Origin of the sequence: Kosakonia sp. AG348 (genome assembly GCF_003337365.1) — a bacterium.
Classification (GTDB): domain Bacteria; phylum Pseudomonadota; class Gammaproteobacteria; order Enterobacterales; family Enterobacteriaceae; genus Kosakonia.
Window position 1 is genome coordinate 212,215 of sequence record NZ_QPJR01000003.1, and the last position, 13,870, is coordinate 226,084.

The 13,870-nt window shown below is 55.1% G+C and carries 14 protein-coding genes; 5 read left to right on the plus strand and 9 right to left on the minus strand.

The window, feature by feature from the left end:
• Window positions 1–51 precede the first annotated feature (51 nt).
• Window positions 52–1,464 (plus strand): D-serine/D-alanine/glycine transporter, encoded by a 1,413-nt coding sequence (gene cycA / locus DFO56_RS08100; protein ID WP_020456256.1) that lies wholly within the window; start codon window positions 52–54, stop codon window positions 1,462–1,464.
• Window positions 1,465–1,525: 61 nt separating this feature from the next.
• Here cycA and ytfE read toward each other — a convergent pair whose 3' ends face one another.
• Together ytfE and DFO56_RS24805 are read right to left on the minus strand one after the other, a co-directional pair.
• A complete protein-coding gene (ytfE, locus tag DFO56_RS08105; protein WP_045513707.1) occupies window positions 1,526–2,188 on the minus strand; it encodes an iron-sulfur cluster repair protein YtfE in 663 nt (220 codons plus the stop codon).
• Window positions 2,189–2,277: 89 nt separating this feature from the next.
• Window positions 2,278–2,499, minus strand: coding sequence for a hypothetical protein (locus tag DFO56_RS24805; protein ID WP_162484578.1), 222 nt, complete (start codon window positions 2,497–2,499; stop codon window positions 2,278–2,280).
• Between DFO56_RS24805 and DFO56_RS08110 the strand changes: the two genes are divergently transcribed.
• Window positions 2,462–4,117, plus strand: a complete 1,656-nt coding sequence (locus DFO56_RS08110) for a methyl-accepting chemotaxis protein (protein WP_045513705.1) — start codon at window positions 2,462–2,464, stop codon at window positions 4,115–4,117. The genes DFO56_RS24805 and DFO56_RS08110 overlap by 38 nt on opposite strands.
• A gap of 194 nt (window positions 4,118–4,311) precedes the next feature.
• Here DFO56_RS08110 and DFO56_RS08115 read toward each other — a convergent pair whose 3' ends face one another.
• From DFO56_RS08115 to DFO56_RS08125, 3 genes are all read right to left on the minus strand, one after another.
• Window positions 4,312–5,277: a DMT family transporter gene (locus DFO56_RS08115; RefSeq protein ID WP_045513703.1), complete on the minus strand. Its 966-nt coding sequence runs from the start codon at window positions 5,275–5,277 to the stop codon at window positions 4,312–4,314.
• 75 nt (window positions 5,278–5,352) lie between these two features.
• Complete coding sequence (locus tag DFO56_RS08120; RefSeq protein ID WP_045513701.1) at window positions 5,353–6,177, minus strand: AraC family transcriptional regulator; 825 nt, start codon at window positions 6,175–6,177, stop codon at window positions 5,353–5,355.
• Between the two features lie 81 nt (window positions 6,178–6,258).
• Window positions 6,259–7,107, minus strand: coding sequence for an SDR family oxidoreductase (locus DFO56_RS08125; RefSeq protein WP_045513699.1), 849 nt, complete (start codon window positions 7,105–7,107; stop codon window positions 6,259–6,261).
• Between the two features lie 85 nt (window positions 7,108–7,192).
• Between DFO56_RS08125 and DFO56_RS08130 the strand changes: the two genes are divergently transcribed.
• On the plus strand, window positions 7,193–7,603 hold the full coding sequence (locus tag DFO56_RS08130; protein WP_045513697.1) for a helix-turn-helix domain-containing protein: 411 nt from the start codon (window positions 7,193–7,195) through the stop codon (window positions 7,601–7,603).
• Here DFO56_RS08130 and DFO56_RS08135 read toward each other — a convergent pair whose 3' ends face one another.
• Window positions 7,604–9,547, minus strand: a complete 1,944-nt coding sequence (locus DFO56_RS08135; RefSeq protein ID WP_114413853.1) for a bifunctional 2',3'-cyclic-nucleotide 2'-phosphodiesterase/3'-nucleotidase — start codon at window positions 9,545–9,547, stop codon at window positions 7,604–7,606. It lies immediately after the preceding gene.
• Between the two features lie 189 nt (window positions 9,548–9,736).
• Between DFO56_RS08135 and cysQ the strand changes: the two genes are divergently transcribed.
• Entirely contained in the window at window positions 9,737–10,477 is a 741-nt protein-coding gene (cysQ, locus tag DFO56_RS08140) for a 3'(2'),5'-bisphosphate nucleotidase CysQ (protein ID WP_045513692.1), read from the plus strand.
• On the opposite strand, the gene DFO56_RS08145 is transcribed toward cysQ, so the two are convergent.
• Window positions 10,471–11,028, minus strand: coding sequence for a YtfJ family protein (locus DFO56_RS08145; RefSeq protein ID WP_045513689.1), 558 nt, complete (start codon window positions 11,026–11,028; stop codon window positions 10,471–10,473). The two genes, cysQ and DFO56_RS08145, sit on opposite strands and share 7 nt — an antisense overlap.
• A 335-nt stretch (window positions 11,029–11,363) precedes the next feature.
• Between DFO56_RS08145 and DFO56_RS08150 the strand changes: the two genes are divergently transcribed.
• Entirely contained in the window at window positions 11,364–11,570 is a 207-nt protein-coding gene (locus tag DFO56_RS08150; protein WP_004857160.1) for a DUF1107 domain-containing protein, read from the plus strand.
• 74 nt (window positions 11,571–11,644) lie between these two features.
• Here the strand turns inward: DFO56_RS08150 and DFO56_RS08155 are convergent, their stop codons facing one another.
• Together DFO56_RS08155 and msrA are read right to left on the minus strand one after the other, a co-directional pair.
• Window positions 11,645–12,979, minus strand: coding sequence for a hemolysin family protein (locus DFO56_RS08155; RefSeq protein ID WP_020456266.1), 1,335 nt, complete (start codon window positions 12,977–12,979; stop codon window positions 11,645–11,647).
• 182 nt (window positions 12,980–13,161) lie between these two features.
• Complete coding sequence (gene msrA / locus DFO56_RS08160; protein WP_044489551.1) at window positions 13,162–13,806, minus strand: peptide-methionine (S)-S-oxide reductase MsrA; 645 nt, start codon at window positions 13,804–13,806, stop codon at window positions 13,162–13,164.
• Window positions 13,807–13,870 lie beyond the last annotated feature (64 nt).

Below are 13,870 nucleotides of genomic sequence, written 5' to 3' on the forward strand. Positions count from 1 at the left end.
CGCAACTAAAAAAGGCCAGTAGAGCCCCAACAACACAGACAGGAATACAACATGGTAGATCAGGTTAAAGTCGTGGCCGACGAACAGGCGTCGACTGAACAGTCGCTACGGCGAAATCTCACAAACCGGCATATTCAGCTCATCGCCATTGGCGGTGCCATCGGGACCGGGCTGTTTATGGGCTCCGGGAAAACCATCAGCCTCGCCGGTCCGTCGATCATTTTTGTCTATATGATCATCGGCTTTATGCTGTTTTTCGTCATGCGCGCCATGGGTGAATTACTGCTGTCGAATCTCGAATACAAATCCTTTAGCGACTTCGCCGCCGACCTGTTAGGTCCGTGGGCGGGGTATTTTACCGGCTGGACATACTGGTTTTGCTGGGTAGTGACCGGTATGGCCGATGTCGTCGCCATCACGGCTTACGCGCAGTTCTGGTTCCCCGGCCTTGCCGATTGGGTAGCGGCGCTGGCCGTTGTCGTCGTGCTGCTGAGCCTCAATCTCGCGACGGTAAAAATGTTCGGCGAGATGGAGTTCTGGTTTGCGATGATCAAAATCGTCGCCATTGTCGCGCTGATCATCGTGGGTGTGGTGATGGTGCTGATGCACTTTAAATCCCCGACCGGCGTTGAAGCTTCCTTCTCGCATCTGTGGAATGACGGCGGCTGGTTCCCGAAAGGCATCAGCGGGTTCTTTGCTGGTTTCCAGATCGCGGTGTTTGCCTTTGTGGGGATTGAGCTGGTCGGTACGACCGCAGCGGAAACCAAAGATCCGGAGAAATCCCTGCCGCGCGCCATCAACTCGATCCCGGTGCGCATCATTATGTTCTACGTTTTCGCGCTGATTGTGATCATGTCGGTGACACCGTGGAGTTCTGTGGTGGCGGATAAGAGCCCGTTTGTTGAGTTGTTCGTGCTGGTGGGTATTCCGGCGGCGGCTAGCATTATCAACTTCGTAGTGCTGACATCGGCGGCGTCTTCCGCCAACAGCGGCGTCTTCTCCACCAGCCGGATGCTGTTCGGCCTGGCGCAGGATGGCGTGGCGCCGAAAGCGTTCGCTAAGCTCTCTAAACGCGCAGTACCGGCGAAAGGGTTGACCTTCTCCTGTATCTGCCTGCTGGGCGGCGTGGTGATGCTGTATGTCAATCCGAGCGCGATTGCCGCGTTCACCATGATCACCACCGTATCGGCGATCCTGTTTATGTTCGTCTGGACGATCATCCTCTGCTCGTACCTGGTGTACCGTAAGCAGCGCCCACAGTTGCATGAAAAGTCGAACTACAAAATGCCGCTGGGCAAACTGATGTGCTGGGTGTGCATGGCGTTCTTCGTCTTTGTGCTGGTGCTGCTGACGCTGGAAGCGGATACCCGCCAGGCGCTGATCGTGACGCCGTTGTGGTTTGTGGTGCTGGGCGCGGGCTGGCTGTACGCGGGCAAAAAGCGTCTGGCTAACCGCCAGCCATAAAAAAAGAGCCGCGCGGCGGCTCTAAACTTCCATGAATCAGGGCGCTCTCGGGCGCCTTTATTTATTCGCCAGCGAGGGCACGCGGGAACAGATTGTTGTTTTCCAGGCTGATGTGTTCCATCAGATCGTCAATCAAGGTATTGATGCCGTTATACATCGCTTTCCAGGTGGTGCAGGCTTCCGGCGGCGGTGTGACGTTATTGGTAATGTGTTTGATCACTTCCAGCAGTTCGCCCGCTTCATCGTGCTCGCTCTCCATTACGCTTATCGGCCCCATCGCCTGCGAACCCATGCCCTGTTTGATCATCGGGAATAGGATCTGCTCCTCTTTCATCATGTGGCTGGAAAGCTCTTCATGCAGCATGGTCAGGTATTTGGTTAAACCGCGCGGCACGTTCGGTTTATCGGCGTGGACGCGCTCGACTTTGGTGGACTGCAGGATCAGTTCCGGCAGTTGTTCGCGGTGACGGTCATGGTAACGCACGATAATGTGGTCAATGATTTCCGCCAGCCCCGCCACGCGCCAGTCTTTCTCAATCGGCTGCTCGGCAAGCGTCGCCAGCTCGGCTTCGATGACGTCAATATCCAGCTCTTTGCGGGCCGCAGAACGTCCCAGCGTCTGCTTACCGCCGCAGCAGTAATCCATATCATATTTACGGAACAGTGCGGAGGCGCGGGGGATAGAGAGCGCCAGCTCACCCAGGGGTTGATCGCGGAAAGCCATAGCAGTTACCTCATGTGTAATTTATAAGTTGTATTTTAAATGCATCTTTAAGCCGATGATATACCCCTTTTGGGGTGGCGGAAATCGCCTTATTCCTTTCTTACACGAAAAACTGTGATATTCATCACAAAAAATCTTACGAATTTAACATGTTGAATAGCGGTGTTTTTATTGGAAATTACTGGATTGCGACCTGCATCACAATTAAACAACTCCGCTTCGCTGCCGATACCAAGACTCCAGACAATATCCTGCACGCTATAAAGGCTTACAATGTTCAAAAGAATAAAAGTTATTACTTTATTAATCATGGTATTACTTGTACTTGGTGCAATGCAGCTGATCTCCGCTGGCGTGTTCATCAGTGCGCTTAATAACGATAAAAACAACTTCAACGTTTCTCAGGTTTCCAGCCAGAACGTTTCCGAATTTACCGATGCCTGGATCAGCCTTAACCAGGCGCGTGTGACGCTGAACCGCGGCATGCTGCGTCTGCAAAGCAGCACCGCCAGCCAGATTAATGGCGGTCAGCTTAATGAACTGGCGCAAACGGCCACCAATTTGCTGAACCAGGCGCAACAGCATTTCGAGAAGTACAAAACCATTCCGGACACGCCAGGGCTGGATAAAGCGCTGTCGAAAGATCTGGAAACGCAATACGGCATCTACCATGCGACGTTGACAGAGATGAACCGTCTGCTGCTCGCCGGTAGTCTGGAAGATATGTTCCGCCAGAACGCCGAAGCGAAACAAGTTGCCATGCAGAAGAGCTATCGCGCGTGGCGCGATGCGCAAACCGTACTGGCGAGTGAAGGGATCGTCCAGAATGAACGCGATTACCAGCGTATCCTGTGGATCCTCGGTACGGTGATGCTGGTCGTGCTGGCGGTGATCGTCATGAGCTGGGTTGCGATGCAGCGCGTCCTGCTGAAGCCGTTGCATGAGGTGATGAGCCATATCCGCCACATCGCAAGCGGCGATTTGACGCATGACATTGATGCCGAAGGCAAAAACGAAATGGCGCTGCTGGCGCAGAATGTGCAGGAAATGCAGCAGTCGCTGGTGAAAACCGTCAGCGTAGTGCGCGACGGCGCCGATACCATTTACACCGGCGCGGGTGAAATTTCCGCCGGCAGTAACGATCTCTCTTCACGCACCGAGCAGCAAGCCGCGTCGCTGGAAGAGACCGCCGCCAGCATGGAGCAGCTTACTGCCACGGTGAAACAGAACGCCGACAACGCCCGTCAGGCAACGCAACTGGCGCTGAACGCGTCCGGTACCGCGAAGAAAGGTGGGGAAGTGGTAGATGGCGTGGTGCGCACCATGGATGAGATTGCCACCAGTTCCAGCAAAATCGCGCAGATCACCAACGTGATTGACGGTATCGCCTTCCAGACCAACATCCTGGCGCTGAACGCCGCCGTTGAAGCGGCCCGTGCGGGCGAACAGGGCCGAGGCTTTGCCGTGGTGGCGGGTGAAGTGCGCACCCTGGCGCAGCGCAGTGCGCAGGCAGCAAAAGAGATTAAAGGGCTGATTGAAGACTCCGGTAATCGTGTCAATGCGGGTGCCGCCCTGGTGCATGAAGCCGGGGAAACCATGGCTGAAATCGTCAGCGCCGTCACGCGCGTGACCGACATCATGGGCGAAATCTCGTCTGCTTCTGACGAGCAGAGCCGTGGTATTGATCAGGTAGGCCAGGCCGTTGCTGAGATGGACCGCGTTACCCAGCAGAACGCCTCGCTGGTGGAAGAGTCCGCCGCTGCGGCTGCGGCACTGGAAGAGCAGGCGGCACGCCTGACTGAAACCGTGGCGGTATTCAAGGTCAACCGCACACGCAGCGCACGCCGTCCGGCGTTAATCACGCCAGTCAGCAAACCGCAGGCCAAAGCGACCGAAAGCTTCAGCGAAGCCAACTGGGAAACGTTCTGATAACGGTTGCGTCGCTCTCCCGAAACCCGGCAAATGCCGGGTTTTTTTATGCCCATTTGAAAAACACAGGAGGGTGAGGCACTCATCGGCACAGAGTGGCTGTGCCTGATTGTGTGGCATTCACTCTTATCGAACGGGCCGACGCCTGATTTTCACGCCGCGTGTCGGCGAGAAAGCACTACGAATGCGGCTGTTTATTCGGTCCTCAGTGCGGTGATGCTGGCTTTTTCCGGCTTCGACAGTACCGCCATCAACACGCCGCCGACCAGCAAGACGATACCGCAGATGGTGAGCAGCGGCGGCAGGCTTTGGCGCAACACAAAGGTATAGAGCAGCCCGGCCAGGGTTTCAAAGACAATCAACGGGCCGACAATCACCGTCGGTAAGCGCTGGCTGGCAATGTTCCAGCACAACGCGCCCACCCATGAGCAGAGCACCGCAATGGTGAACATCAGCGTAATAAACACCAGCGGACGCGGGCCGAAGGGCAGGGTGAAATCCGGTTGCTGAACACCAAGCCACAGGCACGCCGCAATATAGCCCACCAGTGACACCGGTAGCGTCACCAGCGCTTGTGCCGTGGCCCACATCATCGGTTTTTTGTCCGGGTTTTCCCGCAGCCAGCGGGCATTGCGCAGCGCATACCAGGCCCAGCAAGCCACCGAAGTGAAAGCCAGCACAATACCGGAACCGTAGCGCCAGCCGCTGAAGTTCGGCAGCCCGTGGCGCAGTTCGGCGATATTGACGCAGCCTAACCCAATCGCAATGCAGAGTAGCGCGGGAGCCAGCCGCCGCCATGCGAGTTTGCCGTCACGCTGGCTATAGAGCAGGTTAGCGCACACCGGGATCACCACTGGCAGCGTGGCGATAATCATCGTCGATACCGGCGCGCCCGTACGCTGAATGGCGCTTGCCAGGCAGACGTAATAGACAAGGTTGCCCATGATCGTCAGCCATAAGGCTGTGAACCAGTCGCTGCGCGTAAGCCGGCGCAAACGCGCGCGACCGAGCCACGCCAGCGGCAGGGCAATAATCCCCAGCGCCAGATAGCGCCCGGTGGATTGCAGCGCCGCCGGATAATCCGGCACGATCAACGGCCCGACAAAAATAAGCCCCCAAAACAGCCCGGCGAGCAGGGCATACAACACACCACTAATCATCATTCCACCTGCGTTTACATCGGCAGCGGACAGTGTAGGAGAGCGACGGGCGGGAATATTGTATGAGATTGCGCATTAACGGCGCGTAACCTGCTTCTGGTAACGCACCGGCGTGATGCCGTAGCGGTGTGTAAACGCGCGGGTCAGGTGTGATTGATCGGTGAGGCCAGTAACGACGGCGACATCGGCGGCGGGCATGCCCTGAGTCAGAAACGATTTGGCGCGCCACAGGCGGATCGCCATCAGCATCTGATGCGGGGTGACATGAAAATGCGCCTTGAACTGGCGTTGAAAATGGTACGGGCTGAGTGCCGCGACTTTCGCCAGCTCGTCGAGCGTCAGGCTGTGCATATAGTTGTCATGCAGGTAATCGCGCACGCGCTCAAACCGGTGCGCGCCTTCCGGGCGCTGCGGCGCGTGGTGCGCCAGCGGACGGAAGGTATCGATAAGATCCAGCAAAATCCCCTGTTGCGCCAGCGGATCGTCGGTGTGCCACAAGCCGTGGATCTGTGCGCAGATCTGCCGGGTGCGCAGCGGATCGTGACGCATCACATCGCTAAACCACCAGTGGCGGATCCCGGTGACCTCTTCGAGCAGTTCGGGCTCAAGATAAACCATGCGATAGCGCCAGCCGTCGGCGGTTTCCGCCTCGCCGGTGTGTAGCTCGTCAGGGTTCATGGTGACCACGGAATGCATCGGCGCGACATACTGCGTACCGCGATAACGAAAGCGTTCGGCACCGGCTTCGATAGCGCCAATACCAAACGCTTCATGAGTGTGCGGCTCAAAGGCGTAACGCGAAATATGCGCGTGGTACAGCTCCACCCCCGGCAGTAACGCCAGGTGGCGAAAGCGCGCGCAATCTCGCTCGTCAGTAAACTGTTCGGGTACGCCTTCCACGTTCTCTCTCCACACGGATCATCCTTTCATTATTAGGGATGACCCGGCGGGAGGCTACAAAAATTAACCACTTTGTAACCTTTACAGGAGGTCATTGACGCTCTTTTCAATCGACGTGGTCGGGCGTCCAATCAATTTGCTGAGCGTTTTACTGTCATCAAACAGGCCACCTTTGGCGGCACCCGCATCGGAATCCGCCAGCATGGTGGCGAGCCAGTCCGGCAGGCCAGCACCTTTCAGCGCGGCGGCGAAATCGGCTTCGCTCAGGTTCTGGTAGACCACGTTTTTACCGCTGGCTTTGCTGAGCAGCGCGGCCAGTTCAGTGAGCGTCCAGCCGTGATCACCGGCCAGTTCATAGACTTTGCCCGCATGCCCCTCTTCGCTTATCACGCGCGCGGCGGCGGCAGCGTAATCGGCGCGGGTGGCGGAGGCGATTTTGCCGTCACCGGCGGCGCCAATAAATACCCCGTGCGCCAGCGCCGCTGGTGCGCTTGCTAGGTAGTTTTCGCTATACCAGCCGTTACGCAGCAGGGTGTAAGGAATACCGGAATCGGCGAGCATTTTCTCGGTTTCAACGTGTTCAACGTGCAGACCAAGCGGGGATTTATCGGCGTGCAGCAGGCTGGTGTAAGCAATGAATTTCACCCCGGCGGCTTTGGCGGCGTTTATCACATTGCGGTGTTGCGCGGCGCGCTGGCCCACTTCGCTACTGGAGATCAGCAGCAGCTTGTTCACGCCTGCTAACGCCTGGGTTAACGCGGCCTGGTCGCCATAATCAGCCTGGCGTACCAGTACGCCTTGTTTGCTGAGCGCTTCGGCTTTCGCCGGGTTACGGACGATAGCGACAATCTCTTTTGCCGCCACGGTTTTCAGCAGTTCTTCTACCACAAACTGGCCCAGTTGGCCGGTCGCGCCGGTGAGTGCGATCATGAGTATTCTCCTTCGGTGTTCGGTGAGTGTTGTGGTACGCTAACACCTTAACTAACTTTTAGTAAGTACGTACAAAAAGGTAAGTATGAAAACGCAACTCCGACCGCAAACGTTGAGTGAACAGATGCGCGACGGCAATCTGTTCGCCGAGCAGTGTCCCTCGCGGGATGTTCTGAAACACGTCACCAGCCGCTGGGGCGTGCTGATACTGGTGGCGCTACGCGAGGGCACTCACCGCTTTAGTGATTTGCGCCGCAAAATGGGCGGCGTCAGTGAAAAGATGCTGGCGCAGAGCCTGCAATGGCTGGAGCAGGATGGTTTTATTAACCGCGTGTCGTATCCCGTCGTTCCGCCGCATGTTGAATATAGCCTGACCCCGCTGGGTGAGCAGGTCAGCGAGAAGGTCGCGGCGCTTGCCGACTGGATCGAGCTGAATATCGAGCAGGTACTGGCCTTCCGCGATGAACGGGAAGGCCAGCAGGCATTGGTGGAATAATTATTTGTTTAGCTGGATGTTATAGATAGCAAAGCCGATATCGTCATTAGCGACTTTCGCCATCGGGTAGCGAGCTTTCTCTTTAATAAACGCGGCGGCTTTGTCCGTGGGCGCGGTTTCAAAACGAATATCCAGCTTCGCGTCGCTGTGGATCGGTGCCAGTTGCCAGTTGTTGTCGGCAGCCGGATGGATTTCCCCTTTCTGTTTGGTTTCATCGCTTATCCATTTCGCCAGCACCGCGCGGTTTTCATCCGGCGAGGCAAAAGCGATATGGCTGTCGCCGGTACCGGCAAACTTGCCGCCGTAGGCGCGGTAGTTATTGGTCGCCACAAGGAACACGGCGTTCGGATCAATCGGCTTGCCGTTAAAGGTCAGATTCTTAATGCGTTCCGCCTGCGGGTTAACGCTCTGGCATTCGCCGTCGTAGCGTGCTGGCTGCGTGACATCAATCTGGTAGTTCACACCATCGATCACATCGAAGTTATAGGTGCGAAAACCGTCCCAGTTGATCAGGCTTTGCGGCTTATCGCTGTGCGGATCGATCTGGTTAAACTGACCGGCGGAGCACTCCAGCCACTCTTTAACCTCTTTACCGCTCGCTTTCACCACCACCAGCGTGTTCGGGTAGAGGTACAAATCGGCGGCATTGCGGAAGGTTAACTGGCCTTTTTCCACTTCGACATAACTGGCGGGATCGTTTTTGCGACCGCCCACTTTAAACGGCGCGGCAGCGGAAAGCACCGGCAGTTTCGCCAGATCCGGATCGCCCTGAATAAAGTGTTCGACATAGGCTTTCTGCGCATTGTTCACCACCTGCACGGTCGGATCGTCCTGCACCAGCGCCAGGTAGCTGTACATGTTGTCGGCAGATTTGCCGATCGGTTTGCTGACAAACTCGCGGGTGGCGTCGTGATCGTGTTTGAGGATCTGCACCAGTTTACTGTCCTCGCCAACGAGGGCTTTTTTCGCCGCGGCGTCATAAATCGGGCGCGCTTCGGCTTTGGATTCGCGTACCTGCCATTTGCCAGAATCATTGTTCAGCACCAGATCGACCACGCCAAGATGATCGCCCCACATGCCCGGCATCACGGACGGAATACCGTTCAACGTTCCTTTCTGGATATCCGTGCCTTTTATCGCCGCGAAATCTTTACCCGGGAAAACAGCGTGAGCGTGACCAAACAGGATCGCATCAACGCCTGGCACTTCGCTGAGGTAATAAACGGAGTTTTCCGCCATCGCCTGGTACGGCTCCGCCGACAGCCCGGAGTGTGCGACCACGACCACCAGATCGGCCCCTTTGGCGCGCATTTCCGGCACATATTTACGCGCGGTTTCGGTGATGTCGTTCACCGTCACTTTGCCGCTCAGGTTGGCTTTATCCCAGACCATGATCTGCGGCGGTACAAAGCCGATATAACCGATGCGCAGCGTGTGCGTTTTGCCGTCGCTGTCGGTGACCGGCGTCTCTTTGATTAAGTAAGGCGTAAACAGCGGTTTTTTGCTTTTCGCATCAATGATATTGGCGTTCACATAGGGGAATTTCGCGCCAGCCAGCGCCTTGTGCAGGTAATCCAGACCGTAGTTAAATTCGTGGTTGCCCAGGTTACCGACGGCGTAATCAAGGGTGTTCATCGCTTTATACACCGGATGAACTTCCCCGGCTTTCAGCCCTTTCGCCGCCATGTAATCGCCCAACGGGCTGCCCTGGATTAAGTCACCGTTATCCACCAGCACGCTGTTTTTGACTTCATTTCGCGCGGCGTTAATCAGGCTTGCGGTACGTACCAGGCCGAATTTTTCCGTCGCCGTGTCTTTGTAGTAATCAAAATCCATCATGTTGCTATGCAAATCAGTGGTTTCCAGAATACGTAAATCCACCGTTGCAGCCTGCACGCTGGCCGCAATCAGCGTGGCCAGAAGCGTTGCACTAAACTTAATCATCAGAGGCATCCTTTTTCGATCTAAGCCACAAAAGAAAGTGTTATGTACATTTTGTTGCTTACAGAATTGTGAATACTGCCATAAAAGCGCGCAAAGAAAACGCAATCGCTATCACAGATGGCAGATTCCGCCGCAATACGATATAAGTAAAACAATGAGTTACAAACCACTGAACAGAAGAGGTGGAAAATGTTAGATGCAATTTGCCAGCTCGCGCGCGAAGCGGGCGATGCCATTATGCAGGTCTACGATGGGCATAAGCCGATGGAAGTCACCAGCAAAGTGGATGACTCACCGGTGACGGCCGCCGATATTGCCGCACACGGGGTGATTGTGCGCGGTTTACAGGCGTTGACGCCGGACATTCCGGTGCTGTCAGAAGAAGATCCGCCCTCCTGGGAAGTTCGCCAGACATGGGGGCGTTACTGGCTGGTGGATCCGCTGGACGGCACCAAAGAGTTCATCAAGCGTAACGGCGAGTTTACCGTCAATATCGCCCTGATTGAGAACGGAAAACCGGTGCTTGGCGTGGTTTACGCGCCGGTGCTGAACGTGATGTATTCCGCCGCGGAAGGGAAGGCGTGGAAAGATGAGGCGGGGCATCATCAGCAGATTCAGGTACGCGATGCGCGTCCGCCGCTGGTGGTGGTGAGCCGCTCGCATGCGGACGATGAACTGAAAGAGTATTTACAGCATCTTGGTGAACACCAGACCACCGCCATTGGCTCTTCGCTGAAGTTTTGCCTGGTGGCAGAAGGCAAAGCGCAGCTTTACCCGCGCTTTGGGCCAACCAGCGTCTGGGACACCGCGGCAGGCCATGCGGTGGCGGTCGCCGCCGGGGCACATGTTCACGACTGGCAGGGGCGCACTCTGGATTACACCCCGCGTGAATCTTTCCTTAACCCCGGCTTTCGGGTTTCGCTCTACTGATTAAGCAGTTTGTGCAGCAGGTCGATGACTTGCTGCACCTCTTGCTGGCTCAGCCCGCCATCTTTTGCGTACTGTATGCGCCCGTCTTTATCCAGCACCACAATCGCCGAGCTCTCCTCGTCCAGCTTCCAGGCTTTGCGCGTCACGCCTTCGCTATCCACAATAAATTGTGACCACGGATAAAGCTTCTTATTGCTTTCGATACTGCTGCGCACAAACATCGCGCTGCCGGGAATGGCGTCATCGGTGTTAACGATGGTGGTGGTTTGGTATTTATCGTGCGGCAGCTTTGCGGATTTGATCGCTTCAATCAGCGCGGCATTCTTCTCTTTTGCTGACGTTCGACCAGCAATATGCTGCACCACTCGCACTTTGCCTGGAAGTTGAGCGCTATTCCATTTTTTATAGCTAAACTTATCGTTATCCAGTATCAACTCCCCTCTGTCGGCTATGCCCACAGGCGGCACGCGTTGGTTGTTTTCAAAATTATGGGCTGAAGCAACCAGCGGCAGTAACAGGCATGTCGCTGCCAGGATGTTACGTAGGGTCATGGCGTTTCCTTATTATCTCTTGTGTTTGTGCAGGTGATCCGACCACTTGGGCTCGCGTTTTAATCATAAATGCGATCAATGCGTTTTTCCCGCAATCTGGATGCCAGTTTGCGGGCGAACGCACATAACCGTGAAAAAATGTGGGCTTATACTGCGCAGAGTAAGGTGTTGAAAAGAATATTCTGAATAATTGTCATCAAAAGGTAAATAAAGTTATTCACACTATGTATGGGTTAGGTTCTGAACTATAGTCATTGAGCATTAAAATTTGCGCTCACCTACGTTGGTCCGATTGTGGAACCGCAAGAGCGTAATGTTTCACAGGAGATACAAGAATGAAAATTTTCCAGCGTTACAACCCACTTCAGGTGGCTAAGTACGTAAAAATCCTGTTTCGTGGACGGTTGTATATCAAGGACGTTGGCGCTTTCGAGTTCGATAAGGGCAAGATCCTGATCCCGAAAGTGAAAGACAAACAGCATCTGTCTGTCATGTCTGAAGTTAACCGTCAGGTGCTGCGTTTGCAGACCGAGATGGCTTAACAGCTGTGCTATGCAGTAGTTTAAATACGATAAAAAAACGGCCCCAAAGGGGCCGTTGACATTTCTGCGACAGATTACGCCGCGCCTTTACCTTCGGCGTCCGGCAGCTTCGGCGTTAACACCGCCGCGCGGGTATCGATGCGGGTCACCAGCAGCTGATCGATGCGGTAGTTATCAATGTCCACCACCTCGAATTTGTAGCCGGAAAACTTCACCGCATCGGTGCGTTTCGGGATTTTACGCAGCATAAACATCATAAAGCCGCCGATGGTTTCGTAGTTACCGGACTGCGGGAATTCATCGATATCCAGTACGCGCATCACGTCATCAATCGGTGTGCCGCCGTCAATCAGCCACGAGTTTTCATCACGCGCGACGATCATCTCTTCCACCTGGCCGACCAGATCGCCCATCAGTGTCGTCATTACATCGTTAAGGGTGATAACGCCCACCACCAGCGCGTATTCGTTCATGATCACCGCGAAGTCTTCGCCTGCGGTTTTGAAGCTTTCCAGCGCTTCAGAGAGCGTTAACGTATCCGGAACAATCAACGTATTGCGGATCTGCACGCCGCTATTCAGCGCCATGCTCTGGTTTGCCAGCACGCGGTTGAGGAGATCTTTGGAGTCGACATAGCCGACAATGTGGTCGATATCATCGTTACAGACCAGAAACTTCGAGTGCGGATGTTCCGACACTTTCTTTTTCAGGCTCTGCTCATCTTCATGCAGATCGAACCAAATCACGTTTTCGCGCGAGGTCATCGACGATGGCACGGTGCGCGATTCCAGTTCAAACACGTTCTCAATCAGTTCGTGTTCCTGCTTACGCAACACCCCGGCTAACGCACCGGCTTCCACCACCGCGTAAATATCGTCAGAAGTGATGTCATCTTTACGCGCCATCGGCAGCTTGAAGATGCGGAAAATGACGTTGGCCAGGCCGTTGAAAAACCAGACCAGCGGGCGGAAAACAAATAAGCAGAAGCGCATCGGGTTGATGATACGCAAAGCCACGGCTTCAGGCGCAATCATACCGATGCGTTTCGGGGTGAGATCGGCAAACAGGATGAACAACCCGGTCACCAGCGAGAACGAAATAATAAAGCTGAGCTGTTCGGCCATTTCCGGCGAAACCACGTTGATCAACATGCTGTGAAAAACGGGAGAGAACGCCGCGTCGCCGACGATACCGCCAAGAATGGCGACGGCGTTCAGGCCGATTTGCACCACGGTAAAGAACGTGCCGGGCGTTTCCTGCATTTTCAGAATGCGTTGCGCGTTGATATTGCCTTCATCGGCAAGCAGTTTGAGCTTAATTTTTCGCGATGCGGCGAGTGAAATCTCAGACAACGAGAAAAACGCACTTACCGCGATCAGACAGAGTATGACTAAGATACTGTTTAACATAATTTATCCAGCTATTAACCGGATCCTCGGAAGGGGTTTTTGAATATCCATGTGGTAAACACTTATGAAAGCCGGCCCGAAGCGGTGGACCGGCAATTTCGAGGGGTAGTATAGCGTAAGCCTGTCGCAGGCTGCCAGAGGCTTAATTTGCGCCGTTTTTCGGCGATAAAACCCGTGATTTTTTAAGGGTTAAGCTGCGGTGGCAAACAAACACCAATACCGCCGATACCGCAGTAGCCGTGCGGGTTTTTATACAGATATTGCTGATGCTCATCTTCCGCGTAATAGAACGGTGTCGCAGGTTTGATTTCCGTGGTCACCTGGCGCGCGTCGCCTGCGCTGCGCATCGCTTGCTGAAAGCGCGCAAGGCTGGCTTGTGCGGCGTCGCTTTGCTCTGGCGTCAGCGGGTAAATCCCGGAACGGTATTGGGTGCCAGAATCATTGCCCTGGCGCATGCCCTGCGCCGGATCGTGGTTTTCCCAGAAAACCTGCAGCAGTTTTTCATAACTCACCACCTTCGGGTCGTATACCACCCGCACCGCTTCCGCGTGGCCGGTCAGACCGGAGCAGACTTCGCGGTAGGTCGGGTTCGGCGTGTACCCGCCGGTGTAACCCGCGGCGGTGCTGTAAACGCCATCTAACTGCCAGAACAGTCGTTCCACGCCCCAGAAACAGCCCATGGCGAACAGGGCGACTTCCATCCCTTCCGGAACATGACTCATTGAATGCTCGTTAACAGCATGTAAACTGGCAACGGGCATCGGTGTATTGCGTCCGGGCAATGCATCTGATTGGGAAACAAGCTCTTTTTTATCGAACAGACTCACGGTGATACCTCCCGGAGGGGCTAATTGCGGTTAGGGTTGTGTTGCGGCCTGTGTTTTAACACAA

Excerpts from the sequence above, each read along its gene's own strand:
- cycA (WP_020456256.1), top strand. The coding sequence starts at position 52 with ATGGTAGATCAGGTTAAAGTCGTGGCCGACGAACAGGCGTCGACTGAA.
- ytfE (WP_045513707.1), bottom strand. The coding sequence starts at position 2,188 with ATGGCTTTCCGCGATCAACCCCTGGGTGAGCTGGCGCTCTCTATCCCC.
- DFO56_RS08110 (WP_045513705.1), top strand. The coding sequence starts at position 2,462 with ATGTTCAAAAGAATAAAAGTTATTACTTTATTAATCATGGTATTACTT.
- DFO56_RS24805 (WP_162484578.1), bottom strand. The coding sequence starts at position 2,499 with ATGATTAATAAAGTAATAACTTTTATTCTTTTGAACATTGTAAGCCTT.
- DFO56_RS08115 (WP_045513703.1), bottom strand. The coding sequence starts at position 5,277 with ATGATTAGTGGTGTGTTGTATGCCCTGCTCGCCGGGCTGTTTTGGGGG.
- DFO56_RS08125 (WP_045513699.1), bottom strand. The coding sequence starts at position 7,107 with ATGATCGCACTCACCGGCGCGACCGGCCAACTGGGCCAGTTTGTGGTA.
- DFO56_RS08130 (WP_045513697.1), top strand. The coding sequence starts at position 7,193 with ATGAAAACGCAACTCCGACCGCAAACGTTGAGTGAACAGATGCGCGAC.
- DFO56_RS08135 (WP_114413853.1), bottom strand. The coding sequence starts at position 9,547 with ATGATTAAGTTTAGTGCAACGCTTCTGGCCACGCTGATTGCGGCCAGC.
- cysQ (WP_045513692.1), top strand. The coding sequence starts at position 9,737 with ATGTTAGATGCAATTTGCCAGCTCGCGCGCGAAGCGGGCGATGCCATT.
- DFO56_RS08145 (WP_045513689.1), bottom strand. The coding sequence starts at position 11,028 with ATGACCCTACGTAACATCCTGGCAGCGACATGCCTGTTACTGCCGCTG.
- DFO56_RS08150 (WP_004857160.1), top strand. The coding sequence starts at position 11,364 with ATGAAAATTTTCCAGCGTTACAACCCACTTCAGGTGGCTAAGTACGTA.
- DFO56_RS08155 (WP_020456266.1), bottom strand. The coding sequence starts at position 12,979 with ATGTTAAACAGTATCTTAGTCATACTCTGTCTGATCGCGGTAAGTGCG.